Genomic DNA, 22,111 nt, shown 5'->3' with positions numbered 1-22,111 from the left:
CCTAGGTGACGAGGTCGCGAATTCCGGTCAGGACTCGGCGATCGTCTTCGCCCGGAGCAGGATGTCTTCGACCATCGCCGGACTCACCTTTCCCGTGGCGGTATTGCGCTGGCTCACGTGGTAACTACCGAGCACAGTGACCGATCGGCCGTCGGGATGAGTGATGACGACTTGCGCGCCGTGGGTGAAACGTGGACGGGGGCGTGGCACATTCCAGTCGCCTGCGGAGAGGACGGTGAACAGGGCCTGCCAGCCGAAGCCGCCGAGGACGACGATCACGCGAAGCGTCGAGCTGAGTAATTCCAATTCCCGGCTGAGGAAAGGCGCGCAGCGATGCCGCTCCTCTGGTGTCGGCTTGTTCTCCGGCGGGGCGCAGTGCACCGGTGCGGTGAGCCGGGTGTCCAGCAGCTCGATGCCGTCGTCGCGGCTCACCGGATGCGCGCCGGTCGCCGATCCGACCGCGTGCAGCGCACCGAACAGGACGTTGCCGCTCGGGTCGCCGGTGAACATGCGCCCGGTGCGATTCCCCCCGTGGGCGGCGGGGGCGAGGCCGACCACGAGAACGCGAGCGTCGGCAGGCCCGAAACCGGGTACCGGCCGACCCCAGTACTCTTCGTCGCGGAAGGCTGCCCGTTTGACGACGGCGACTTCTTCGCGCCAGGCGACGAGTCGGGGGCAGGCACGGCAGGTGGAAACCAAGCGATCCAATGCGGCGATATCGGGGGCGCTTTCCGCCGCCCACGGGGCCTTTTCCGGATCCTCGCCGGTCATCGACTCAGTCTAGTCCGCGGCGCGGATGCGGCTTCGGAAAAGTTCGCCGACCGAACCAGCTGCGCGGTACCGTCGGTACCACGTACATTCGAGGGATGTTGTCCACCGAGATCGTGAGCGCCGACGGAGTCGTGCGCGGTCGTGCGGGTCGTCGAATCGCCCGCTGGCGTGCCCTGCCCTACGCGGCCCCACCCATCGGAGCGTTGCGGTTGCGTGCGCCCCAGCCTGTTCGACCGTGGACGGGGGTCCGGTCGGCGACCGAGTTCGGCAACGCCGCGGTGCAGAATCCGAACGGTGCCCGCATCGGCCCGCGAACCTGGCAGCCCACCGGGGAGGATTGCCTGACGCTCAATGTCACCGCGCCTGCGACGCCGTCGACCACCCCGCGCCCGGTCATGGTGTTCTTCCATGGCGGCGGATACCTGATCGGCACGTCGAGCATGTATTCCGGCGCACGGTTGGCCGCCCGCGGTGACGTGATCGTGGTGTCGGTGAACTATCGCCTCGGCGCGCTCGGGTATGTCGACTTCAGCGAATTCTCCACGGCTGAGCGAGTTTTCGAATCGAACCTCGGACTTCGCGATCAGGTCGCGGCGCTGGAATGGGTGCGTCGCAATATCGCCGCGTTCGGCGGTGACCCCGACAACGTCACCATCTTCGGTGAATCGGCCGGCGCGCACGCGGTGGTCAGCCTGCTGGCGACGCCCGCCGCGCGCGGCCTGTTCCATCGGGCGATCGCCCAGAGCGCCCCCGCTGACTGGACCTCGACACCGGAGGAGGCGCACCGCTTCGCTCGTCGCTGCCTGGACCGGCTCGGCGCCACCCCCGCCGACGCCGCCACCGTGCTGAGCACCGTATCCGCGAAGGAGTTGTGCCGGGCGGGCGACCGCGCGCTCGGCCGTTCGCTGCGCGAGGAGCCGGGCAGCTTTCCCTACGCCCCTGTCGCGGACGGCGACTTCCTCCCGGAGACGCCCCTGGACGCGATCGCGGCGGGCCGCGCGCATCCCGTGCCGTTGATCATCGGCACCAACCGCGACGAGGCGACACTGTTCCAGCGCTTCGCCAAGTCGGTGCCACACACCCCGAAACAGCTCAGCACCATCTTCGACCGCTACGAGCCCGGCACCGAGAAACGGGTGACCAGCAGCTACCCCGGCTACCCGGCAGCGCGCACCGCGGTGCGCGTCGGTGGCGACCACCTGTTCCTCCGTCCGACGCTGGCCGTGCTCGAAGGCCACAGCAAATACGCCCCCACGTACGCGTACCGGTACGACTACGCCCCGCGCGCGCTGCACCTGGCGGGCTTCGGCGCCACCCACGCGCTCGACCTGGTCCCCGTCTTCGGCTGGGTCGACGGCCCCGTCGGGCGCGCGATGACCGCGGCCGGGGGCAGGCGGGCCTTCCTCGCGGTCCAGGACTACATCCAGGACAACTGGCTCAGCTTCGCCCGCACCGGCCGACCGCTGGCGCCGTGGTCGCCCTACACCGCCGAACGCCGCACCACCGCCATCATCGACCATCCGCCGCGCGTGCTGGTCGACCCCGAGTCCGCGCAACGGCAAGCGTGGCAAGGCATTCGGAAGTGTGAAGCATGACCGTGGAGCTCGCTGCGGGGCAGCTGGCCGACCGCATCAAGGCGCTCTACGTCGAAGACGAGCAGATCCGTGCGGCGCGGCCCGTCGAGGATGTGCACGCCATCGTGACGACCCCCGGACTCGCGACGGCGCGCATCGTCGAGACCGTCATGACCGCTTACGCCGATCGCCCGGCACTGGGCACCCGCCGTACCGAGCTGGTCGAGACCGGCGGACGGTCGACACGAAAGCTGTTGCCGGAGTTCGAGCTGCTGACCTACGGGCAGGTGTGGGAGCGCACTCGCGCGCTCGCCGCGGCCTGGCATCGCGAAGGTGTCGTCACCGGGGATTTCGTCGCAGTGCTCGGGTTCACCAGCGCCGACTACACCGTGCTCGATCTCGCCACGATCCACCTCGGTGGGGTCGCGGTGCCATTGCAGGCCGGCGCGGGTCTGGAACAGTTGCGGTCGATTCTCGACGAGACCGAGCCGACGGTGTTCGCGGTCGATACCGCCCATTTGGACATCGCCGTGGACGCGGTCCTGTCCGGCGTCACGCCGCGTTCGCTGATCGTGTTCGACCATCACGCCGACGACGATGATCACCGGGATGCCCTCGACGCGGCCCGCGCCCGTCTTCGGGCCGGGGGATCGGCGCTCGTGCTCAGCACCCTCGACGACACCATTGAGCAGGGTCGCCGCGCCGCCGCGGCTCCGCTGAGCGTGCCCGCGCAGGGCGAGGACCCACTCGCCCTGCTGATCTACACCTCGGGCAGCACCGGTACACCCAAAGGCGCGATGTACACCCAGCGCCTGGTCGCGGTGGGCTGGCAGCCCGCGCGGCCGCTGACCGCGATCAATGTCAACTTCCTGCCGATGTGCCATATCGCCGCTCGGCTCACCCTCAACAGCGTGCTCGCGCGTGGCGGCACAGCATATTTCGCGGCGGCGCCGGACCTGTCGACGTTGTTCACCGACATCTCGCTGGTGCGGCCCACCGAGATCTTCCTGGTGCCCCGGGTGTGCGACATGATCCTGCAGCGTTTCCAGCGTGCGGTCGCCGAGCGCGGCGACGCGGCGATCGACACGGTGAAAACCGAACTGCGTGAACAGTTCCTGGGTGGCCGGCTGCTGTCGGTGCTGTGCGGCAGCGCGCCGATCGCACCCGACCTGCGTGCCTTCGTCGAGTCGGTGCTGCGCCTGCGTTTGCACGACGGTTACGGCTCCACCGAGACCGGCGGCGGGGTGATCTTCGATACGAAGGTGATGCGCCCGCCGGTACTGGATTACAAACTCGTCGACGTGCCGGAACTCGGCTATTTCGGCACCGACAAGCCGTATCCGCGCGGCGAGTTGCTGCTCAAGACGACCACCATGATCGCCGGGTACTACCGCCGCCCCGAGGTGACCGCCGAGGTCTTCGATGCCGACGGGTTCTGCCGCACCGGTGATGTGGTGGTCGAGTTGGCGCCCGACCGGTTGGCCTATGTCGACCGCCGCAACAATGTTCTCAAGCTCTCCCAGGGCGAGTTCGTCACGGTGTCGCGGTTGGAAGCGGTGTTCGCGGGCGCGGACCTGGTGCGCCAGATCTATGTGTACGGCAGCAGCGAACGCGCCTATCTGCTGGCGGTCGTCGTACCCACCGAGGCCGCGCTCGCGGGGCCCGCCGACGCGTTGCGCGCCGCGGTGAGTGCGTCGCTGCACCGAGCGGCCGCCGCAGCCGAACTCGAGCCCTACGAGATTCCGCGTGACTTCATCATCGAGCCCGAACCGTTCTCGACAGCCGACGGGATGCTGTCCGGGGTAGGAAAACTGTTGCGGCCCAAGCTGAAACAGCGGTACGGGCAGCGACTCGAGCAGCTCTACGCCGACCTCGCGCGGGGTCAGGAAGACGAACTGCAGCGGCTGCGTCGCGACGCACCCGGGCTGCCGGTGTACGACACCGTCGCCCGTGCCGCTCGCGCCGTGCTCGGTGGGGACCCGGCGGATCTGCGCCCGGACGCACGATTCGGTGATCTCGGCGGTGATTCGCTGGCCGCGCTGTCGTATTCGACGCTGCTACGAGAACTGCTCGCCGTGGACGTGCCGGTGAACGTGCTGCTCGGACCGGACAGCGACTTGGCGCGTATCGCCGACTACGTGCGACGGGAGCGTGAACCCGGCACGCACAGAACCGATTCCGACGCGGTGCACGGCAAGGGCGCTACCGAGATTCGCGCGGCGGATCTGACGCTCGAGAAGTTCGTGGATGTCAGCACCGCCGCGCGCGTACCTGCCGCTACGCCCGCGAAGACGGTGTTGATCACCGGCGCGAACGGCTATCTCGGGCGGTTCCTGCTGCTGAGTTGGCTCGAGCGGCTCGCCCCGGAGGGCGGCAAGGTGATCTGCGTGGTCCGTGGCGGTGACGCCGTCGCCGCCCGAGAGCGCCTCGACGCGGCGTTCGACACCGGCGACAGTGAGCTGGCCGTGCACTTCCAGGTTCTCGCGAAGGACGCCTTGGAAGTGCTGCCCGGTGATATCGGTGAGCCGAATCTCGGTCTACCGCAGCGGACCTGGGACCGGTTGGCCGGTGAGGTCGATCTGATCGTGCACTCGGCCGCGCTGGTGAACCATGTGCTCCCGTACGCGCAGCTGTTCGGCCCGAATGTGGTCGGCACGGCGGAGATCATCCGGCTGGCGCTGACGACCACCCGCAAGCCGGTGAGTTATCTGTCGACGGTGGCCGTCGCGGCGCAGGGAGAGTCCTTCGCCGAGGACGGCGACGTGCGAACAATGAGTCCGGTTCGCCGACTGGACGGTTCCTATGCCAATGGCTACGGCAACAGCAAGTGGGCGGGCGAGGTTCTGTTACGCGAGGCCGCCGAGCGGTTCGGACTGCCTGTCGCGGTATTCCGCTCGGACATGATCTTGGCGCACAGTCACTTCCGGGGCCAGCTCAATGTGCCCGATGTGTTCACCCGTCTGCTGCTGAGTGTGCTCGTCACCGGGCTCGCGCCGACCTCGTTCTACCGCACCGATTCCCACGGGCGACCACAGCGCGCCCACTACGACGGCCTGCCCGTCGACTTCGTCGCCACGGCCATCACCGAACTCGGTGCCGCTGCCGCGAGTGGGTACCGCACCTACGACGTCCTCAACCCGCACGACGACGGGATCTCCCTCGACGTGTTCGTCGACTGGCTGATCGAAGCGGGCCACCGCATCGATCGCATCGACAGCTACGACGACTGGTTCGCCCGCTTCGAAACCGCCTTGCGTGCCCTGCCCGAACCCCAGCGCAAGCACACCCTGCTCCCGCTACTCGACGCCTACCGCAAGCCCGGCCGTCCACTGCACGGCTCGGCCCTGCCCGCCGACGGCTTCCGGGCCGCCGTCCGCGCCGCACAGATCGGTCCCGACAACGACATCCCGCACCTACCGACAGATCTCATCGCCAAATACGTCCGTGACCTCAAGCATCTCGGCATTCTGGAATAGCGGTCACGGCTGAGGCCGGGCGATCCACGAGTGCCACCCGCCATCGAGGATCAGCTCGGCCAAGCGCTGGTAACCGTCACTGCCGGGGTGGGCGCCGTCGCCCGCCATGGCTTCGCCTGCCCAGGTCGGGTCTTCGGCCAGTCGCTCGGTGGTGGCGACGAAGGGCACGTCACGCGAGCCGCACAGCTCCGCCATGGCGTCGGCGAGTTCCATCGTTCGGCGCAGGTGCTCCTCGCCGCCGTCGATGACAGGCGGTGGGCCGATCACCAGTGGATGGATCGCGCGCTCGCGGCTCTCGGCGAGCAGGGTCGCGAGGTTGTCGAGGCAGCGCGCCTTACCGACCCGGACGGTTCCGTCCTCCACGACCGCGTCGTTGCTGCCGAATGAGATCACCAGGCGGTTGTCGGCGCCGGGCACGGCGCGGGGGTCGACCTCGCGCCAGCAGCGACGCAGGACATCGTCGGAGGTATTGCGCCGGATGCCGAGGTTGAACGCGGTGATGGCGGGGCCCGTCGCGGTGAGCACGCGGCCGACCCAACCGCGGTACTCCGGGTCACCGATGCCCTGGACGAAGGAGTCCCCGATGAAGCAGATGCGTAGATCCTCGTTCATTCCGGCAACTGTACGAGGTGGGGGAGCGGGGCCGTGCTACTCGGTCCGGCCGGTGGTGGGGGAGCGCGTTGACCAAGGGGCGGTACAGGTTTGAATAGCTTTGGTCATTCCGGGTTCGAGTGGTCGAGGGTCACGTCAACGATCTTGGTCCCCGCAACTCCCGGTTTATTTAATGCCGATACGCAGATATGCGCATTTATATATGTTTCCAATCCATCCATCATCTCGGCTTGAGCAGGTACAAAGCACCTCCAAAAAGACACAAGGAGGCTGGGGGAGCTGCCAGCTGGTGGGTACCGGTTGTTATCGAGGGGTCACGATGCGCGCGACGGCCGACACCATCGCCGAGCGTTGCTCCGCCAGGCGGTCACGGCCGGCCACGACTGATCCGGCCCTGGCATGGGCGGCTGACGTGCGAGCCAGGTCGGTGAGCATGTGGAGCAGGATCGTGGCCGGGATATCGGTGGTGACGAGTCCTTCGTGCTGGCCGCGGCGGAGTTCGACGAGTTTCGCGTCGATGGTTTGCCGCAGCACCTGGGGGATATCGGCGGAGGGCTCGAGTTCGGACCAGGCTTGGAGCCGGGCGTTGTCGGGGTGGGCGATGAAATGGTCGAACAGGCGCCCAACATAGGCGGGAAGGTCGTCGGCGGACATGGCGGCTTCGCTGCTGGTCTCGGTGGTCCAGCGTTCGGTGACAGCGGCGTAGAGCTCGTTCTTGCCGGGGAAGTACGCGTAGAGGCGGTCCTTGCTGGCGTGCGCGGCGGCCGCGATGCGGTTGATCCGAGCACCGGCGATGCCGAATTCGGCGAACTCCGCTTTCGCCGCGGTGAGTATTCGCTCCCGTGTTGCCTGACCTGCCGCCCGCATGTGCCGAATGGTACCCCTTGCCGAACCATCTGGTTCGGAACTATGGTCCCTTGTGGAACCGGACGGTTCTGAACTCTGTGAGACGAGGGCTTTGATGAGCGCGGACAAACCACGGTGGCAGCAGCTCAGGGAGCAGACCGACGGTGTCGACACCGCCGATCTGGACCAGCTGTGGACCCGGCTACGCCCGGCTCGCGCCGAGGAGATCCTCGGTGAATGGCGCGGCGACGCGTTCCAGACCGGTCACCCGCTGTGTCGCGCGCTGCCTGCCAGCCGCTGGTACGGCAAGAATTTCCTCGCTCTCGACGACGCGAAGCCGCTGATGTGCCGAGCCGAGGACGGCACCCTGTTCTCGAATGTCGAGCTGGGACAGGGCGAAGCGACCCTGTGGAATGTCGAGTTCCGCGGCGAGGTCACCGCGACCATGGTCTACGACGGCCGCGCGGTGTTCGACCACTTCAAGTGGCTCGACGACACCACGTTGATGGGCATCATGAACGGGCGCGCCGAACTGGTCCTGTCGCGCGGCCAATACTTCTACTTCCTGCTGGAACGGGTCTCCTGATGCGCACGACGGCGGTGTTGTCGCGCGATCCGGCGGCGGAGTTCTCGATCGAGCCGATCGAGGTCGACGAGCCCCGCTCCGGGGAGATCCTGGTGCGGATCGTCGCCGCCGGGATCTGCCACACCGATCTGGTCAGTCGTCGCGCGGGTGCCGCGGATCGCCCGATTCTGCTCGGACACGAGGGCGCGGGCGTCGTCGCGGCGGTCGGGGCCGACGTGCGTACGGTCCGGCCCGGCGATCATGTCGTGCTGACCTTCCGGCACTGCGGCGCCTGTCGCAACTGCGCCGCCGATCGTCCCGCCTATTGCCACCGCGCGACCGCGCTCAACCAATTCGGACGGCGCGCGCACGCCACACCCAGGGCGCTCGTCGACGGTTCGCCGGTAATGGACGGTTTCTTCGGTCAGTCGAGTTTCGCCGGCTATGCGTTGACCACTGAGGACAACACGATCGTGATCGACCCGGCGATCGACCTCGCGGTGGCGGCGCCGTTCGGTTGCGGGTTCCAGACCGGCGCGGGCGCTGTGCTGAACGCGTTGCGCCCGGAGGCGGGGGCATGGGTTGCTGTGTACGGGGCGGGTGCGGTCGGGATGGCGGGTTTGCTCGCCGCCCGGTCGATTCCCGAGGTTCGTGTGGTTGTCGTCGAAACGTCTGCTGAGCGGCGGGACCTGGCTGTCGAGCTCGGCGCGGACGCGGCATTGGATCCCGCTGACGGGCCTACCGCGCCGCGCATCCGCGAACTCACCGACGGAGGTGCGACCCACGCGCTCGATACGACCGGTGTCGCCGCTGTTCTCGGCGATGCCGTCGCCGCGCTCGCTGTCGGTGCCACGGTGGTTGCCGTCGGTCTCGGCCGTGGCGCGCCGCCGGTCGATATCGGCGATCTCGTGCTGCACGGGAAAGTGATTCGTGGCTGCCTCGAAGGCGACAGTGTGCCTGCCGTCTTCATTCCCCAGTTGCTCGATCTTTACGCGGCCGGTCGTTTCCCGGTCGAGCGCCTGATCGCCCGCTACCCGCACACCGAGGTCGGTACCGCGTTGGCCGACCAGCGCGCGGGCGCTGTCGTCAAACCGGTGCTCACATGGTGAGCACCCTCGAATCCTCGGATACCCCATGACACTTCTCTTCGACGACGCTCCGGCGGTCGAGGGCGCCGAGACGGCTGCCCGCACCCAGCGACGGCTCACGGTGTTGGGTGCCGCGCGTTCGGTCTTCGTCGCCCATGGTTATCACGGTGCGAGCATGGACGACATCGGTCTCCGGGCCGGGATGAGCAAGCCGGTGCTGTACACGCACTACGCGAGCAAGCTCGATCTCTATCTCGCTGTGTTGCAGGGTTATCTGGATCGGATGGTCGACGGAATCCGGGACGCGCTGGCCGACGCCGACGGTCAAGAGGACAAGGTGCGTCGCGCGGTGCGGGCCTATTTCGATTTCGTCGACGAGGACGCCGGTGGGCACACCTTGGTCTTCGAGTCGCCGGTGCCGAGTGAGCCGTGTGTGCGGTGGCGGGTGCGCAATGCCATGGGCGAATGCGCGGTGTTGGTCAGCGCGGAGCTGCGTGCGGCGGGTATGGATGACGTCCGTGCGTACGCGTGCGCGTTCGGGGTGGTGGGCGCAAGCCATCTCGCGGCACGGCAGTGGCTCGACACGGGTCGTCCGATTCCGATGGTCGAGGCTGTCGACACTGTCGTGGCGCTGTGCTGGAACGGATTGTCCGGCGTGCAGACTTCGGGCGGCTAGAAGCGACGTCGCGAGTGGTCAGCTCGCCCCGATGGGCAGTGGGCTTCCGTCGAGAAGTTCATCGCTGGGGAGTTGTCCGGCGAGTACGGCCAGTGCGCGCTTCCATCGGCGCAGCACCGCCTCGCGTTCGCCGAGTGTTCCGGTGAGCATGGCGGTCATCGAGAGTCCGGTGAGCATGTCGATGGTGAATTCGACGAGGACCTCGGCGCGCGGGTCGGTGGCATAGGGCTCGCCGAGTACTTGCAGGTAGAGCCTGCGCATTTCGGTGAATACGCGACGTTCTTCGGTGACGAGCTGGTCGCGGAGTTCGGTGTCGGTGCGCGCGGCCACCCAGAGGTCGAGGGCGATGAAGAAGGCGGGGCTGTTGAGGTCGCGCCAGGCGAGGTCGACGACGGATTGGAGTCGGTCGCGGCCGGGCGGGAGGAGTTCGGCTTCGCGTCGGAACTTCTCGAGCCGGATGTCGACTACCTCGGTGGTGGCGGCGATGAGCAGTTCGGCTCTGGTGGGGAAGTGGTGCTGCACGGTGCCGCGGGCGAGCCCGGCGCGTTCTTGGACCGCGCTGACGGTGGTCGCCGCGTAGCCGCGTTCGAGCAGGCATTCGGCAGTACAGGCCAAGATTCTGGCGCGGGTGGATGCCCGACGTTCGGCCTGGGTGCGGCGCGGTGGTTGCACGGTCACCTGAGAAATCGTACGTCCTGCCGACAAGATTCGGTAGATTGGGTGAAATGTGTCTGCGGTCACCACTTGACGCTGGCGGATCGAGCTGGTGCAATCAACATACCGTACGCAGTAACTGTTTCTCTGGATGAAAGGCTGCGATGACGCAGATCTCTCACCTCCGCCGGGGTAGTGGTGCGCCGATCGTGCTGGTGCACGGCCTCGGCAGTCGCTGGCAGGTCTTCGCGCCGATCATCGACCAACTGGCCGATCAGCACGAGGTCATCGCGATCGACCTACCCGGTTTCGGTGACTCGCCGGCGCTCGACGATGTCCGGCCGGGGCCGCGCGGGTACGCCGCCTGGCTCACGCGCTGGCTGGCCGACAACGAAATCGCACGCCCGCACGTGGTAGGCAGCTCCATGGGTGGCGGCATCGCCCTCGAACTGGGTCGCACCGGAGTCGCGTCCGGGGTCACCGCGTTCTCGCCGGTCGGCTTCTACGGACCGGTCGGACGGCGGTGGACTCAGGTCCTGCTCACGAGCATGCGTGGTGCCGCCCGCACTGTCGGGCCGACCTTGGACCGGCTGGTCGACTATCCCGTCGGCCGCAGGATCCTGCTCTCGAGCATGTTCGGTCACCCGGTGAGCGTCGACCCCGATGCCGCGCGTACCGACTTGGCGGGGCTGGCCGGGGCCACCTCGTTCGCGGCCGCACGCGACGACTTCGACAATTACGTCCTCGATCCCGGCGACGACCGTGGCTCGTTGGGTGAGATTCCGGTGACGATCGCGTGGGGCACCCGCGACGTCGTGCTCGTGCACCGCACCCAGAGCGCGCGTGCGCGCGTGGTGCTGCCGTTCGCGCGCCATCTCGACCTTCCCGGCTGCGGGCACCTCCCGTTCAGCGACGACCCCGATACCTGTGCTCGCATCGTTCTCGAAGGGACCTCATGACCCCGTCCATTGCAGTCATCGGCAGCGGGTTCGGCGGCTTGGCGGCCGTCATCGAACTGAAGAAGCGCGGCTTCGACGACATTGTCGTGTTCGAGAAGGCTGACGATGTCGGTGGCGTCTGGCGGGAGAACACCTATCCCGGTGCTGCCTGTGATGTGCCGTCCCCGTTCTACTCCTACTCGTTCGAACCGAATCCGCGCTGGCCGCACCGATTCTCACGGCAGCCGGTGATTCTCGACTACATCAGGCATGTCGCCGACAAATACGATGTCCGGCGCCATATCCGCTTCGGCGTCGAGGTGCTCGGTGCCGCGTTCGACGACGCGACCGGCAAGTGGTCGGTCCGGCTCGGTGGCGGGGAGACCGTGGTGGTCGATGTGCTGGTGTCGGCGGTCGGGCAGCTGTCGCGGCCCGCGGTGCCTGCGATCGATGGTCGAGACAGCTTCGGCGGCAGTAGTTTCCATTCCGCGGAGTGGGATCACGACATCGACCTGACCGGCAAGCGCGTGGCTGTCATCGGCACCGGGGCGAGCGCGATCCAGTTCGTTCCCGAGGTGCAACAGCAGGCCGAGAAGCTGACGCTGTTCCAGCGGACCGCGCCCTACATCATCCCGCGCCCGGATCGGGAGTTCTCCGAGCGCCATCACCGGGTGTTCGAGAAGCTGCCGGTGACCGAGCTCGCCGAACGCGCGACCTGGTACAGCGTGGTCGAAGGGCTCAGCGTCGCCTGGGTGTACTCCAAACCTCTCGCGGCCGCGATCAAGGCCGTGTCGAAGTGGCATATGCGCAGGCAGACCAAGGCCAAGCCGGGGCTTTTCGAGAAGGTCTGGCCGGACTATCCGGTCGGCTGCAAGCGAATCCTGTTCTCCGACAATTATCTTCCTGCCCTGGCAGAAGCGAACGTGGAGGTGACCACCGAGCGGATCGCCGAGATCACTCCCTCGGGTGTGCGCACCGCTGACGGGCGGGACCACGAGGTCGACGTCATCATCTGGGGCACCGGTTTCACCAGCACCGAGTTCTTGGCCCCGATGACGATCACGGGCGCGCAGGGCAGGGAACTGACGCAGGAGTGGGACAGCGGTGCGCACGCCTACTACGGGATGACCGTGCCGCGGTTTCCGAACCTGTTCATCATGTACGGCCCCAATACCAATACCGGTGGCGGTTCGATCATCTACTTCCTGGAAGCGCAGGCGAAGTACCTCGGCGACTATGTCGCCCATCTCGCGGCGTCCGGTCGCGCGCTGACGGTTCGTCCGGACGTGGAACAGGCCTACGACGAGCGGATCCAGGCGCAGCTCACCGGAAGTGTGTGGACCCGGTGTTCGTCGTGGTATCGCCAGGCCGACGGGCGCATCACGACCAACTGGCCCTTGCTCGGAATCCAATACAAGAAACAGGCGCGGTTCGATCCCGCCGACTATGAGGTGGTGTCACGATGAACGACTACGACTACGACGTGATCGTCGTCGGTTCCGGTTTCGGTGGCAGCGTGACCGCGCTGCGGCTGACCGAAAAGGGCTATCGGGTAGGTGTGCTCGAATCCGGTAGGCGCTGGGACGCCGAGGACTATCCGAAGACCAACTGGAACATTCCCAAGGCCATCTGGGCGCCGCGTCTGGGTCTGACCGGCCCGCAGCGGATCAGCGCGCTGGGTAAGTGCCTGGTCTTCAGCGGTTCGGGCGTGGGCGGCGGGTCGCTGATCTATGGCAACACGCTGTATGAACCGCTGCCGGAGTTCTATCGCGATCGCGCGTGGGCCCACATCACCGATTGGAAGTCCGAGCTCGCGCCGTATTACGACCAGGCCGCGCGGATGCTGGGTGTGGTGGAGAATCCGCGGATCGGGCCGAAGGACGACGTGCTGTTGCAGGTCGCGCGGGATCTGAAGGTCGCCGATACCTTCCATCGCACCCATGTCGGTGTCTTCTTCAACGAGGGTTCCGAGGGCGTGGAGGTCGATGACCCGTACTTCGGTGGTGCCGGTCCGCGCCGGGCGGGGTGTATCCACTGCTCGGAGTGCTTCACCGGCTGCAAGCACAATGCCAAGAACACCACCACGCTCAATTACCTGCACCTGGCCGAGAGCAACGGCGCACAGGTGCATCCGTTGACCACCGTGACGGCGGTAACCCCCGACGGTAACGGCGGTTATCGCGTGGAGACGGTGCAGTCCAACGGTTGGGTGCGCAAGCAGCGTCGCACGTTCACCGCCGAGCAGGTGGTGTTCGCGGCGGCGGCGCTGGGCACTCAGAAGTTGCTGCACAAGTTGCGGGGCGACGGCACGTTGCCGGAGTTGTCCTCGCGGCTCGGTGAGCTGACGCGCAGTAATTCCGAGGCGATCATCGGGGTCACCAGCAAGTCGCGCCACGATTTCGCCCAGGGTGTGGCGATCACGTCGTCGATTCACCCGGAACCGCAGACGCATGTGGAGGTGTGCACCTACGGCAAGGGACAGAACGCGCTGTTCTTGCAGACCGTGCCGATGATCGACGGCGGGGCGTTCCGTTTCCTGCGGCTTCTGCTGACGATGTTTTTGCATCCGGTGCAATTCCTGCGTTCGCAGAACGCGTACGGTGCTTCGGAGCGGTCGGTGATCTTGCTGGTCATGCAATCGCTGGACAATTCGCTGACTTCGTATCTGAAGGGCAAGCGGTTGGTGACCAAACAGGGCAGTGGTGAGCCGAATCCGGAGTGGATTCCCATGGCGCACGATATCGCCCGTCGCTACGCGGCCGAGTCCGACGGCATCACCGGCAACATCGCCACCGATATCTTCAATATCCCCGCGACCGCGCATTACATCGGTGGTTGCACCATCGGCGACTCTCGCGATACCGGCGTGATCGACCCCTACCAGCGCGTCTACGGCTATCCCGGCCTGCACATCGCCGACGGCAGCGCGATCACCGCCAATCTCGGCGTGAACCCGTCGCTGACCATCACCGCGCAGGCCGAGCGGGCGATGGCGTTCTGGCCCAACAAGGGCGAGCCGGATCCGCGTCCTGAGCTCGGTGCCGCCTACCAGCGGATCAGTCCGGTCGCCCCGGAACGTCCCGCGGTACCCGCGTCCGCGCCCGGCGCGCTCCGACTGCCTGCCTGAGAAAGAGGATTTTCATGACGATCGACCAACTCACCGCGCTCGAACCGGTCTGTTCCCGGGAGGCGGCGCTGGCTCTGTTCGACAGTCTGCCGCCGGTGCCCGCATCGCAGCTCAGTGGCCGCTGGCACGGTCGCGAGCTGGCCACCGGGCACCCGATGGACGGGCTGCTCGTGGCGTCGGGCTGGTACGGCAAGCAGTTCGACGGCCTCGACAGTGTGCATCCGCTGCTGTTTCGTGACCGGACGGGCGACATCTTCGCTGTCGATCCGCAGAAGGTGCCGTTGGGCCTGGTCGGCAAGGTGCCGACCTCGATTGTCGACCGGGGTCGCGGGCTGCTCGGGGTGTTGAAGCCGGCGTTGCGTGCCCGCGACTATCGGGCGCGGTTGCGCTCGGTCGAGCATCGTGGGGTCGTCACCACGGCGATGGTGTACGACCATCGGGCGATCATCGATGTGTTCCGCCGGGTCGACGAGGACACCGTCTTGGGCCTGATGGACTACCGCGATTTCCCCGAGCCGTACTTTTTCGTGCTCGCTCGCGAGAACACGCACGATGGTGGTCGTTTGCCCGATTGAATCGGGGGTACGCGCCGGATGGGTAGAACCATCATCGAAAGGAGGCCGTGCCATGACTGACTACATCGATCCCCATCAACACAAGTTTCCCGATACCGAACGCACGACGCGCTCGCATGCGGGGGAGTTGGTCCAGGACTCGCTCAATTGGCCGGGGCTGTTGCTTGTCGGGATCGGCATCGTGATGCTCGCGGCCACCCTGACGGCGGCCGGTTCCGGATTTGTCGGATGGGCGGTGATCGCAGGAATCCTCACCGGCGTGTGTTTGCTGCTCGGGATGGGGATCGTGCTCGTCGAGCATCGCCGGATCAAGGTGAGTGAGGGACTACATCTCACGGATCCGTGCGGTCACTGACGTCGGACAACGAGAGGAATCCGATGGAGGAAAGTGTCGAGCCCGGACGGATCACCGTCGACTACTCGCATCTGTTCCCCGGCGTGGTTGTGCGCGCCGATCGGATAGCCGACGAGTTCGACGTGGTGTTCTCCGATGGTGTGCGCACCGCGGCGGGGATTCTGCATGACGACGACGGGAGCGCGGCGCTGGATGTGGTCGGCTATGCCACGGCCGCGGGGACGATGTTGCCCGGTCGGATCTGGCCGATCATTTCGATCGAGGATGTCGGGTCCGAGGTGAATATCGCGCTGGGGCCCTACTTGCGGTGAGCACGGGGTCGCGGTGATGCGGGACGTGCTCGGTACTTCGGCGTCCTAGCGGCTGGACCTTTGTCCATTTTTGCCGCAGTGTGATGCTCATGAGCGAGCATCCCGCGCAACGGCGCACGCTGGCGGTGTTGGTCGCGGCGCAGATCTTCAGTGGCGCGGGGCTTGCCGCGGGACTCACGGTCGGCGCGCTGCTGGCGCAAGACATGCTCGGGTCCACCGGGCTGGCCGGATTGCCCAGCGCGATGTTCACCGTCGGGTCGGCTGCCGCGGCGGTCGCGGTGGGTCGGATCTCGCAGCGGGCCGGGCGTCGAGCGGGGCTCACGCTCGGGTATCTGACGGGTGGCCTGGGAAGTTTCGGGGTGGTGGCGGCCGCGGTGACCGAGAGTCTGCCGTTGCTGTTCGTCTCGCTGATCGTCTACGGGGCGGGCACCGCGACCAGTCTGCAAGCGCGATACGCCGGCGCCGATCTGGCGCAGCCCGCACATCGGGCCCGCGCCATCAGCACGGTGTTGGTGGCGACGACAGTGGGTGCGGTGGTCGGGCCCAATCTCACGGCGCCGATGTCTAATATGGCTGTGCGGTGGGGTATTCCAGCATTGTCTGGTCCGTTCGTGCTGTCCGGGGCGGCCTATGTGCTCGCGGCGCTGGTGTTGTGGGTGATGTTGCGCCCGGATCCACTCGTGCTCGCCCGCACCCTCGTCGAGCCGCCCGGTGAGGATGTCGTGACGGACGCTCCGACGCGGTGGTCGGCGCCGATCGTGGCCGGGACGACGGTCATGATCGTGACGCAGTTGGTCATGGCCGCGGTCATGACGATGACCCCGATCCACATGCAGCATCACGGGCACGGTGTCGGCGCGGCGGGGTTCGTGATCGCGGTGCACGTCGCGGGGATGTATCTACCGTCGTTGCTGTCGGGAGTGCTCGTCGATAGGTTCGGATCGGGCCCGGTGGCCGTGGCGGCCGCAGGCACGCTGGTCGCCGCTGGTTCGGCCGCGGCACTCGCCCCGCCGAGTTCGGTGGCGGCGCTGGCGGTAGCGCTCGGGCTTCTCGGAATCGGGTGGAATCTGGGGTTGGTCGCGGGGACGACGATGATCGCGGATGCGACGCCGGTCGCCACCCGTGCGCGCACGCAGGGCACCGCCGATGTGGGAATCGCGGTCGCCGGTGCCGGGGGTGGGCTCGGATCCGGTGTCGTCGTGGCCTTCACCGACTACCCGGGCCTGGCGTTGCTCGGTGCCGGGATCGCGCTGCTGATCGTGCCCGCGCTGGCCTGGACCACTCGCCGCCCCCGCATCCGCGACGAGAGTCCGCCCGTGCATGTCGAAAGCTGAGGGCGGCAGGTCGGTGCGGTCGTGGGATGATCTGGCGATGAAAGGTCAGACGAGTACTGGTCGGCTGTTGACACTGTTCGGCGGTGTCGCCCTCGTGATGCTGATGGTGAACTGGAGTCTGATGCGCGCGATCGCGTTCGCGGTGATCTGGGCGGTCGCGGCCGCTGTGCTGGTGTTGCGTGATCGGCGCCGTGGGGCCGGGGGCATCGAGAACACCTCGACCGCCACGGCTGCCGACGCCGCCTCACACTCCGGCGAGCGCTGAGGCCAGATTCGGCACATCCAGAGCCTGCAATGCCTGCTGGCGCACATCGACGCAGTGCTTCAGCGTGACCGTATCGATCACCTCGCGATTGCGAGCCACCGCGACATTGATGCCGCCGCTGCGCACCGCCCAGTTCTGCACCGTGGCGTTGAACGACACCCGCGCGACATTGAACCCCTGCTGACGCCAATTATCGAGATCCGGCGCCAGCATCTCGCACAGGTGCACGCCGGCCGCGTCGGAGATCTCCGGTGCGCCCGCGGGCGACGGCGGCAAACCGGGATCCGGCGCCTCGGTGCTGGTGGCGCAGCCGGCAACAACCAGCAGCCCGATCAACATGGCCCCTCGTAGATGTGTGAACACGACCCGGTCCCTCCGGTAGAGGTTTGTCCTAGCTCAGTTCGAATGCCCGCCTCCCGCAGAGTCAAACAGTGGTCAGCGGTCGGAAGTCGGTGGGGGAGGTAGGGATTCGTCCCGTGAACGGCCGTGGTCGACCGAGCGGGCAACAAGTCGTGCGTCTGCTCGAAAACCGTTGGAGCAACACCGCTGTGCGTCATTACGATGCTGCCGAACCAAGTCATCTAGCCGAGGACGTGCCGTTGTACATCCTGTGAGACCTCCCGAGCAGTGAATTTCACGCGCCGCGCATTTCGCGCCGCGCGGTCTTGTGCTGCGGACTTCTCACCGAAACGGGTGTACTTCTATGCTCAAAATCTGGGTGGTCGTGCCCACCTGCCTGCCCCTCATTCGCCGCCGCTGCCACGCATGCGCGTCCGCGCGCTTCCGGGCCAGCACGAAATTTCGCGTCAACGCACACCACAAGCTCCTCGATGCGTGGCTCCTCGCGCGCTGTATCTCCTGCGGGGACACCACAAAACTCTCGATCATGGAGCGGGTGACTGTGCGTTCGGTGCGATCCGAACTGCTGGACCGGATGCATGACAACGACCCGGACCTGACAGCCGAGTTACTCCAGGACCCGGTCGTGCAACGCCGCAACCGCATCTCCCTGGACTGGGACAACGCCTGGCGCCTCGACACCGGCGGGTCCGACCACCTCGACTGCGAGGTAGTCGAGGTGTCGGTTCTTTTCGCGACGCGGATCCCTCTCCGGCCGGTACGACTGATCGCTGACGGCTTCGGGCTCTCGCGAGCCCAGGTCGAGAAACTGATCGCCGAGGGACGTCTTGTCTCAGCAGTTCGCCTGAGCGGCAAGCTCTCCGGTGACTTCACCTTCACCCTGAAGCGCTGAGCTTTCTGATGGCTGGGTGCCCGTCCGGAGAACCTGCCGGACGGGCACCCAGCCATGGCGGGCTCGAAAATGTCGGACCCCCGCAGGTGTACTCAGACGACGGTGCCGATCGTGAGGCCCTCGCTGGACTGCCGCCACGCCGGTTCACCCGAAACATGTTGCACACGAACTAATCCCATTTCGACCAACTGTTCCAGGTAGACCTCGGTGCGGACTACCGAGTGGCTCAACTTCGAGGCCAGGTCAGGTGTGGTGATCGGTGTGGTCGGGGAGAACCGGCACAGGCTGGTCAAAATCCAGTCCTGGCAGTGGGTCAGGTGATCCTCGCTCATCACGAGCCCCCTGCCTGCTGTGCGCGTTCGTCGAGGACCATCCGGTTCTGTTCCACCAACGTGTTTCTGGCGCGGCGCCGACTACGGCAGGTATCGACCGCGCATTCCAGATGGACTTGCATCGCCCGATGAGGTTGTTCGACAGTCAGCGGACCAGGGTCACGGCCACAGAGAAGGAGAGCGTTCATCGTGTAGTCGCCTTCCTGCCTGCAATGGTGACCTGCCATTCGTCGCGACGATTCTTGAACGCGAAGTCCTTGCGCTGCAACGCGGTAGCTGCTCGGATGGTTGCCCACTTCGTTGACTTGACGTTGCGGGCGATCGTCGTGATCGTGAGCATGCCGCCCGGCGCAAGTGCGGCGAGGATTCTGGATTCAAGTGTGGTCATTGGTGTTTCCCTTCACGGCGGGAATGTCGAGCGGACTTGCTAGTGGCTCGGCGGTTGATGTGCCGCAACGTTAAGGTCGGCCGAGAAGCCGTAGGGGGAGGATTTCGCCCCCTATCCGACCTAGACTGAACGCGTTGCTTTTCCAGGCCCGCCGCGAAGGGGTACGGAAATTGGAAGATCAGGCACCCATCGGGCTGCGCATCAAACGCCACCGTGAGCGCGCGGGGATCAGTCGCCCTGTGCTCGGCGACCGGATCAACCGGTCGTCCGACTGGGTGAAGCAGATCGAGAACGGGGTGCTGCAACCGCCGAAGCTGCCGATGGTGTTGGCTATCGCTGACGCCCTCGGGCTGGCTGACCTCGCTGAGCTGACAGGCAACGGTCACGCTGTCTCGGTGAATCTCTACGCAGGGGCGAGGCACAAGTCCCTCGGCGACGTGCAAGCCGCACTCACAGACTTTCGCCGGCCGTTGCCCGGCCGCGCACACAACGTCGCGCACCTTGCCGAGCGGTTACGCCTGGCGTGGGAGGTCCGGCACGCCAGCCCAGATCATCGCACGCAGCTCGGCGCCATCCTGCCGAGCCTGATTCGCGATTGCCCAGGAGGCTGCGCGCGCACCAGGCTCCGGCCGACGGCAGGCGCGTCGAGTCCTGGCTGGTGTCTACCAATTGGTGGACTTTTTCGTGGCCTATCAGCGCGACAGTTCGTTGGTATGGATGGTCGCTGACCGAGCATTGGAGCAGGCATACGAAGCCGACGACCCGTACCTGGTCGCCGCGTCCTCGTGGTCGATGGTGCAAGCGCTACGAGACTCGGGCCGGTGGGATGCGGCGCTCGACCTGATCGAATCGGGCACCGAAATCCTTGCCCCCTATCTAGATCGCGATGACACCCCCGACGATTGGCGGGGCATCACCGGTGCGTTGCAGGCGGAGGCGGCCCTGGTGCAGGCTCGCCGCGGCCGACACGGTGATGCGTGGGCCGCATGGGACCGTGCCGACCGCTGGGCGCAACAGTTGGGCCCGGACTACCGCCATATCCAGACCAGCTTCGGGCAGGCCGTGCAGGGCGCGAACGCGGTCACCCTCGGCGTGGATCTGCGTCGATCCGGTGAAGCGCTGCGGGCTGCGCGTGCGCTCGACGAGGACACGATCGTGTCGGTTCCACGCAGATCGCGTCATCTGATCGAGGTCGCCCGCGCCTACGGCCAGCGCGACGAGGGTGCCGCTGTGCTGGCACTGTTGGACAAAGCGCACCGCACCGCACCGGAGACGATCGGCTTCAACGGGTTCGCGAAGGATCTGTTGCTCGAGCTGTCGAAGCGCCCACCGGTCGGGATGACGAAGGACGTGCGGGAGTTGTGCCAGCGCGTTGGCGTGGCGGCCTGACAGCGCTTGGGCTCAGCAGTCGCTTCGAGCCTCAAGGCTTCGCGCGAGGCGGTCCAAGCCCTGTAGCACTGCTGGGCGTTCGTGATTCAGGTCTGCCAGGAGTTGTGTGTGGGCCTCGATTTCGCGGGGGAAGACCTCGTCGATCAGGTTGATTCCGGCCGTGGTGAGGTGGATCAAGGTTGATCGTCGATCGGTCGGATTCTGGGCGCGGGTGATCAGGGCACGGCGCTCGAGTTTGGTGAGTGTTTTGCCGACGCCGGCTCGCGACATTCCGAGATGTTCTGCCAGTCGGATCGCGGTGAGCGGTGGGTCGGCATAGCGCAAGGGAACCAGGAGCCCGACCTCGGCGGCGGTGATGTCGGCCTCGGCGTAGATGTCCTCCACTGCTCGGTCGAGCAGAGTGGAGATGCGCTTGACCTGGGCCACCACCACCATCGCGGAGGTGTCGAGTTCGGGATTTCGGTCGCGCCAGAGATCGCATGTTCGGTCTCGCAGTGATCGCTCGTCCATCAGCGCCCTTTTTGTAAACTAGTTAACAATTCGGTACGTTCAGGAGCGTACCCCGGATGGCGACACTGCCCTGTGGGGCGAGCTGGTACGAGGGGGATCCATGCATCACGACGTAGTGGTGATCGGCGGGGGCACAGCAGGTCTCGGCGCAGCGCTGGTTCTGGCCCGATCTCGTCGCCGGGTAGTGGTCATCGACTCCGGTGCACCTCGAAACATGGCTGCCGAGACCACACATGGGTTCTTGACCCGCGACGGCGCGACGCCGGCGGAGTTGCTGGCGGTCGGCACGACCGAAGTGCTTCGATACGGCGCACAGTTGCTGAGTGGTCGAGTTGTTGACATAGCAGAGGCAGACACGGGCTTCGCGGTCGAAACCGAGGCCGGACAGGTCATTACGGCGCGGTCCGTTGTCGTGGCGACCGGTCTACGCGATGAACTGCCTGCGATCCCGGGAGTTCGCGAACAATGGGGCAAAGGGGTCCTGCACTGCCCGTACTGCCACGGATATGAGGTGCGAGATCAACCACTTGCCGTACTGGGCGGCGCCAACAGGGCGTTCTCCGTGCACCAAGCCTCTCTAGTGCGTCAATGGTCCGACGATGTCACCTTCTTCCCGCGCGAGATCGACCTGTCCGGTGATGAGCGTCGCCGCCTGGCCGCGCGTGGGATTCGAGTCGTCGAGGGAGATGTCGCGCGAGTTGTTGTGCGTGACGGGCACCTGCACGGCGTGGAAATCGCATCGGGACAAGTCATTACACGCACAGCGGTCTTCGTTGGGCCGTGTTTCAGCCCGCGTGACGAGTTGCTGACGCAGCTGGGGTGCACGGTCGGTGAGGATGGCCGGGTGGCGGTCGATGCCACGGGCCGCACCAGCGTGCCGGGCGTCTGGGCGGCGGGCAATGTCGTCGATTCTCCTGCGCAACTGATCCACGCCGCGGCCGCGGGATCCCGAGCTGCGGTGGCCGTGAATCACTATCTGCTCGAACAAGACATCCAGAGTTCGCTGTCGTAGTCGCAGGGGTCGGAATCGTGCTGAGTGCAACCGGTGACCGGTGATTGTGTGTTCGGCTAAC

The 22,111-nt window shown here is 66.4% G+C and carries 25 protein-coding genes; 17 read left to right on the top strand and 8 right to left on the bottom strand.

Annotation, left to right across the window (positions count from 1 at the left end; all coding sequences use genetic code 11):
* Positions 1–27 precede the first annotated feature (27 nt).
* Complete coding sequence (locus tag QX204_RS15085) at positions 28–771, bottom strand: uracil-DNA glycosylase (protein ID WP_301907485.1); 744 nt, start codon at positions 769–771, stop codon at positions 28–30.
* A gap of 95 nt (positions 772–866) precedes the next feature.
* Between QX204_RS15085 and QX204_RS15080 the strand changes: the two genes are divergently transcribed.
* Positions 867–2,366, top strand: a complete 1,500-nt coding sequence (locus QX204_RS15080) for a carboxylesterase/lipase family protein (RefSeq protein WP_301907484.1) — start codon at positions 867–869, stop codon at positions 2,364–2,366.
* Complete coding sequence (gene car, locus QX204_RS15075) at positions 2,363–5,821, top strand: carboxylic acid reductase (protein WP_301907483.1); 3,459 nt, start codon at positions 2,363–2,365, stop codon at positions 5,819–5,821. Before QX204_RS15080 ends, car begins: the two co-directional genes overlap by 4 nt.
* A 3-nt stretch (positions 5,822–5,824) precedes the next feature.
* On the opposite strand, the gene QX204_RS15070 is transcribed toward car, so the two are convergent.
* Both QX204_RS15070 and QX204_RS15065 read right to left on the bottom strand, forming a co-directional pair.
* Positions 5,825–6,433 (bottom strand): GDSL-type esterase/lipase family protein, encoded by a 609-nt coding sequence (locus tag QX204_RS15070; RefSeq protein ID WP_301907482.1) that lies wholly within the window; start codon positions 6,431–6,433, stop codon positions 5,825–5,827.
* Between the two features lie 303 nt (positions 6,434–6,736).
* On the bottom strand, positions 6,737–7,300 hold the full coding sequence (locus tag QX204_RS15065) for a TetR family transcriptional regulator (RefSeq protein WP_301907481.1): 564 nt from the start codon (positions 7,298–7,300) through the stop codon (positions 6,737–6,739).
* A gap of 94 nt (positions 7,301–7,394) precedes the next feature.
* Here QX204_RS15065 and QX204_RS15060 point away from each other — a divergent pair, with 94 nt between their 5' ends.
* The 3 genes from QX204_RS15060 to QX204_RS15050 are packed head-to-tail and all read left to right on the top strand — an operon-like array spanning position 7,395 to position 9,608.
* Positions 7,395–7,865, top strand: a complete 471-nt coding sequence (locus tag QX204_RS15060; protein WP_301907480.1) for a DUF4334 domain-containing protein — start codon at positions 7,395–7,397, stop codon at positions 7,863–7,865.
* A complete protein-coding gene (locus QX204_RS15055) occupies positions 7,865–8,953 on the top strand; it encodes an NAD(P)-dependent alcohol dehydrogenase (protein ID WP_301907479.1) in 1,089 nt (362 codons plus the stop codon). The genes QX204_RS15060 and QX204_RS15055 overlap by 1 nt, the downstream gene beginning before the upstream one ends.
* Positions 8,954–8,978: 25 nt before the next feature.
* Positions 8,979–9,608, top strand: a complete 630-nt coding sequence (locus QX204_RS15050; RefSeq protein WP_301907478.1) for a TetR/AcrR family transcriptional regulator — start codon at positions 8,979–8,981, stop codon at positions 9,606–9,608.
* An 18-nt stretch (positions 9,609–9,626) separates the two neighbouring features.
* On the opposite strand, the gene QX204_RS15045 is transcribed toward QX204_RS15050, so the two are convergent.
* Positions 9,627–10,286: a TetR/AcrR family transcriptional regulator gene (locus QX204_RS15045; protein ID WP_301907477.1), complete on the bottom strand. Its 660-nt coding sequence runs from the start codon at positions 10,284–10,286 to the stop codon at positions 9,627–9,629.
* 140 nt (positions 10,287–10,426) lie between these two features.
* On the opposite strand from QX204_RS15045, the gene QX204_RS15040 reads away from it, so the two are divergent.
* From QX204_RS15040 to QX204_RS15005, 8 genes are all read left to right on the top strand, one after another.
* Entirely contained in the window at positions 10,427–11,221 is a 795-nt protein-coding gene (locus QX204_RS15040; RefSeq protein ID WP_301907476.1) for an alpha/beta fold hydrolase, read from the top strand.
* Positions 11,218–12,666 (top strand): flavin-containing monooxygenase, encoded by a 1,449-nt coding sequence (locus QX204_RS15035; RefSeq protein ID WP_301907475.1) that lies wholly within the window; start codon positions 11,218–11,220, stop codon positions 12,664–12,666. The genes QX204_RS15040 and QX204_RS15035 overlap by 4 nt, the downstream gene beginning before the upstream one ends.
* The gene (locus QX204_RS15030) at positions 12,663–14,327 is read left to right on the top strand and encodes a GMC oxidoreductase (protein ID WP_301907474.1); all 1,665 of its coding nucleotides are present in this window, start codon (positions 12,663–12,665) and stop codon (positions 14,325–14,327) included. The genes QX204_RS15035 and QX204_RS15030 overlap by 4 nt, the downstream gene beginning before the upstream one ends.
* A 14-nt stretch (positions 14,328–14,341) precedes the next feature.
* Complete coding sequence (locus QX204_RS15025; RefSeq protein ID WP_301907473.1) at positions 14,342–14,902, top strand: DUF4334 domain-containing protein; 561 nt, start codon at positions 14,342–14,344, stop codon at positions 14,900–14,902.
* Between the two features lie 52 nt (positions 14,903–14,954).
* Positions 14,955–15,257, top strand: a complete 303-nt coding sequence (locus tag QX204_RS15020; protein WP_301907471.1) for a hypothetical protein — start codon at positions 14,955–14,957, stop codon at positions 15,255–15,257.
* A 23-nt stretch (positions 15,258–15,280) separates the two neighbouring features.
* Positions 15,281–15,568 (top strand): hypothetical protein, encoded by a 288-nt coding sequence (locus QX204_RS15015; RefSeq protein WP_301907470.1) that lies wholly within the window; start codon positions 15,281–15,283, stop codon positions 15,566–15,568.
* Positions 15,569–15,657: 89 nt separating this feature from the next.
* Positions 15,658–16,902, top strand: a complete 1,245-nt coding sequence (locus QX204_RS15010; protein WP_301907469.1) for an MFS transporter — start codon at positions 15,658–15,660, stop codon at positions 16,900–16,902.
* The gene (locus QX204_RS15005; RefSeq protein ID WP_301907468.1) at positions 16,889–17,167 is read left to right on the top strand and encodes a hypothetical protein; all 279 of its coding nucleotides are present in this window, start codon (positions 16,889–16,891) and stop codon (positions 17,165–17,167) included. The genes QX204_RS15010 and QX204_RS15005 overlap by 14 nt, the downstream gene beginning before the upstream one ends.
* Here QX204_RS15005 and QX204_RS15000 read toward each other — a convergent pair.
* The gene (locus QX204_RS15000; RefSeq protein WP_301907467.1) at positions 17,147–17,506 is read right to left on the bottom strand and encodes a hypothetical protein; all 360 of its coding nucleotides are present in this window, start codon (positions 17,504–17,506) and stop codon (positions 17,147–17,149) included. The two genes, QX204_RS15005 and QX204_RS15000, sit on opposite strands and share 21 nt — an antisense overlap.
* A 364-nt stretch (positions 17,507–17,870) precedes the next feature.
* Here QX204_RS15000 and QX204_RS14995 point away from each other — a divergent pair, with 364 nt between their 5' ends.
* The gene (locus QX204_RS14995) at positions 17,871–18,419 is read left to right on the top strand and encodes a DUF1062 domain-containing protein (RefSeq protein WP_301907465.1); all 549 of its coding nucleotides are present in this window, start codon (positions 17,871–17,873) and stop codon (positions 18,417–18,419) included.
* A gap of 92 nt (positions 18,420–18,511) precedes the next feature.
* Here QX204_RS14995 and QX204_RS14990 read toward each other — a convergent pair whose 3' ends face one another.
* Positions 18,512–18,751 (bottom strand): hypothetical protein, encoded by a 240-nt coding sequence (locus QX204_RS14990; RefSeq protein ID WP_301907464.1) that lies wholly within the window; start codon positions 18,749–18,751, stop codon positions 18,512–18,514.
* A 184-nt stretch (positions 18,752–18,935) separates the two neighbouring features.
* A complete protein-coding gene (locus QX204_RS14985; protein WP_301907462.1) occupies positions 18,936–19,139 on the bottom strand; it encodes a hypothetical protein in 204 nt (67 codons plus the stop codon).
* A 134-nt stretch (positions 19,140–19,273) separates the two neighbouring features.
* Here QX204_RS14985 and QX204_RS14980 point away from each other — a divergent pair, with 134 nt between their 5' ends.
* On the top strand, positions 19,274–19,867 hold the full coding sequence (locus tag QX204_RS14980) for a helix-turn-helix domain-containing protein (protein WP_301907461.1): 594 nt from the start codon (positions 19,274–19,276) through the stop codon (positions 19,865–19,867).
* Positions 19,857–20,528 (top strand): hypothetical protein, encoded by a 672-nt coding sequence (locus QX204_RS14975; RefSeq protein ID WP_301907459.1) that lies wholly within the window; start codon positions 19,857–19,859, stop codon positions 20,526–20,528. Before QX204_RS14980 ends, QX204_RS14975 begins: the two co-directional genes overlap by 11 nt.
* A gap of 12 nt (positions 20,529–20,540) precedes the next feature.
* Here the strand turns inward: QX204_RS14975 and QX204_RS14970 are convergent, their stop codons facing one another.
* Positions 20,541–21,038, bottom strand: a complete 498-nt coding sequence (locus QX204_RS14970) for a MarR family winged helix-turn-helix transcriptional regulator (protein WP_301907457.1) — start codon at positions 21,036–21,038, stop codon at positions 20,541–20,543.
* Between the two features lie 100 nt (positions 21,039–21,138).
* On the opposite strand from QX204_RS14970, the gene QX204_RS14965 reads away from it, so the two are divergent.
* A complete protein-coding gene (locus tag QX204_RS14965) occupies positions 21,139–22,050 on the top strand; it encodes an NAD(P)/FAD-dependent oxidoreductase (RefSeq protein ID WP_301907456.1) in 912 nt (303 codons plus the stop codon).
* The last annotated feature ends 61 nt before the right edge of the window (positions 22,051–22,111 follow it).

Origin of the sequence: Nocardia sp. PE-7 (assembly GCF_030486425.1) — a bacterium.
Taxonomy (GTDB): domain Bacteria; phylum Actinomycetota; class Actinomycetes; order Mycobacteriales; family Mycobacteriaceae; genus Nocardia; species Nocardia salmonicida_A.
This window is presented reverse-complemented; position numbering and strand designations above follow the sequence as displayed.

Excerpts from the sequence above, each read along its gene's own strand:
- QX204_RS15085 (WP_301907485.1), bottom strand. The coding sequence starts at position 771 with ATGACCGGCGAGGATCCGGAAAAGGCCCCGTGGGCGGCGGAAAGCGCC.
- QX204_RS15080 (WP_301907484.1), top strand. The coding sequence starts at position 867 with ATGTTGTCCACCGAGATCGTGAGCGCCGACGGAGTCGTGCGCGGTCGT.
- car (WP_301907483.1), top strand. The coding sequence starts at position 2,363 with ATGACCGTGGAGCTCGCTGCGGGGCAGCTGGCCGACCGCATCAAGGCG.
- QX204_RS15070 (WP_301907482.1), bottom strand. The coding sequence starts at position 6,433 with ATGAACGAGGATCTACGCATCTGCTTCATCGGGGACTCCTTCGTCCAG.
- QX204_RS15065 (WP_301907481.1), bottom strand. The coding sequence starts at position 7,300 with ATGCGGGCGGCAGGTCAGGCAACACGGGAGCGAATACTCACCGCGGCG.
- QX204_RS15060 (WP_301907480.1), top strand. The coding sequence starts at position 7,395 with ATGAGCGCGGACAAACCACGGTGGCAGCAGCTCAGGGAGCAGACCGAC.
- QX204_RS15055 (WP_301907479.1), top strand. The coding sequence starts at position 7,865 with ATGCGCACGACGGCGGTGTTGTCGCGCGATCCGGCGGCGGAGTTCTCG.
- QX204_RS15050 (WP_301907478.1), top strand. The coding sequence starts at position 8,979 with ATGACACTTCTCTTCGACGACGCTCCGGCGGTCGAGGGCGCCGAGACG.
- QX204_RS15040 (WP_301907476.1), top strand. The coding sequence starts at position 10,427 with ATGACGCAGATCTCTCACCTCCGCCGGGGTAGTGGTGCGCCGATCGTG.
- QX204_RS15035 (WP_301907475.1), top strand. The coding sequence starts at position 11,218 with ATGACCCCGTCCATTGCAGTCATCGGCAGCGGGTTCGGCGGCTTGGCG.
- QX204_RS15030 (WP_301907474.1), top strand. The coding sequence starts at position 12,663 with ATGAACGACTACGACTACGACGTGATCGTCGTCGGTTCCGGTTTCGGT.
- QX204_RS15025 (WP_301907473.1), top strand. The coding sequence starts at position 14,342 with ATGACGATCGACCAACTCACCGCGCTCGAACCGGTCTGTTCCCGGGAG.
- QX204_RS15020 (WP_301907471.1), top strand. The coding sequence starts at position 14,955 with ATGACTGACTACATCGATCCCCATCAACACAAGTTTCCCGATACCGAA.
- QX204_RS15015 (WP_301907470.1), top strand. The coding sequence starts at position 15,281 with ATGGAGGAAAGTGTCGAGCCCGGACGGATCACCGTCGACTACTCGCAT.
- QX204_RS15010 (WP_301907469.1), top strand. The coding sequence starts at position 15,658 with ATGAGCGAGCATCCCGCGCAACGGCGCACGCTGGCGGTGTTGGTCGCG.
- QX204_RS15005 (WP_301907468.1), top strand. The coding sequence starts at position 16,889 with ATGTCGAAAGCTGAGGGCGGCAGGTCGGTGCGGTCGTGGGATGATCTG.
- QX204_RS15000 (WP_301907467.1), bottom strand. The coding sequence starts at position 17,506 with ATGTTGATCGGGCTGCTGGTTGTTGCCGGCTGCGCCACCAGCACCGAG.
- QX204_RS14995 (WP_301907465.1), top strand. The coding sequence starts at position 17,871 with ATGCTCAAAATCTGGGTGGTCGTGCCCACCTGCCTGCCCCTCATTCGC.
- QX204_RS14990 (WP_301907464.1), bottom strand. The coding sequence starts at position 18,751 with ATGAGCGAGGATCACCTGACCCACTGCCAGGACTGGATTTTGACCAGC.
- QX204_RS14985 (WP_301907462.1), bottom strand. The coding sequence starts at position 19,139 with ATGACCACACTTGAATCCAGAATCCTCGCCGCACTTGCGCCGGGCGGC.
- QX204_RS14975 (WP_301907459.1), top strand. The coding sequence starts at position 19,857 with ATGGTCGCTGACCGAGCATTGGAGCAGGCATACGAAGCCGACGACCCG.
- QX204_RS14970 (WP_301907457.1), bottom strand. The coding sequence starts at position 21,038 with ATGGACGAGCGATCACTGCGAGACCGAACATGCGATCTCTGGCGCGAC.
- QX204_RS14965 (WP_301907456.1), top strand. The coding sequence starts at position 21,139 with ATGCATCACGACGTAGTGGTGATCGGCGGGGGCACAGCAGGTCTCGGC.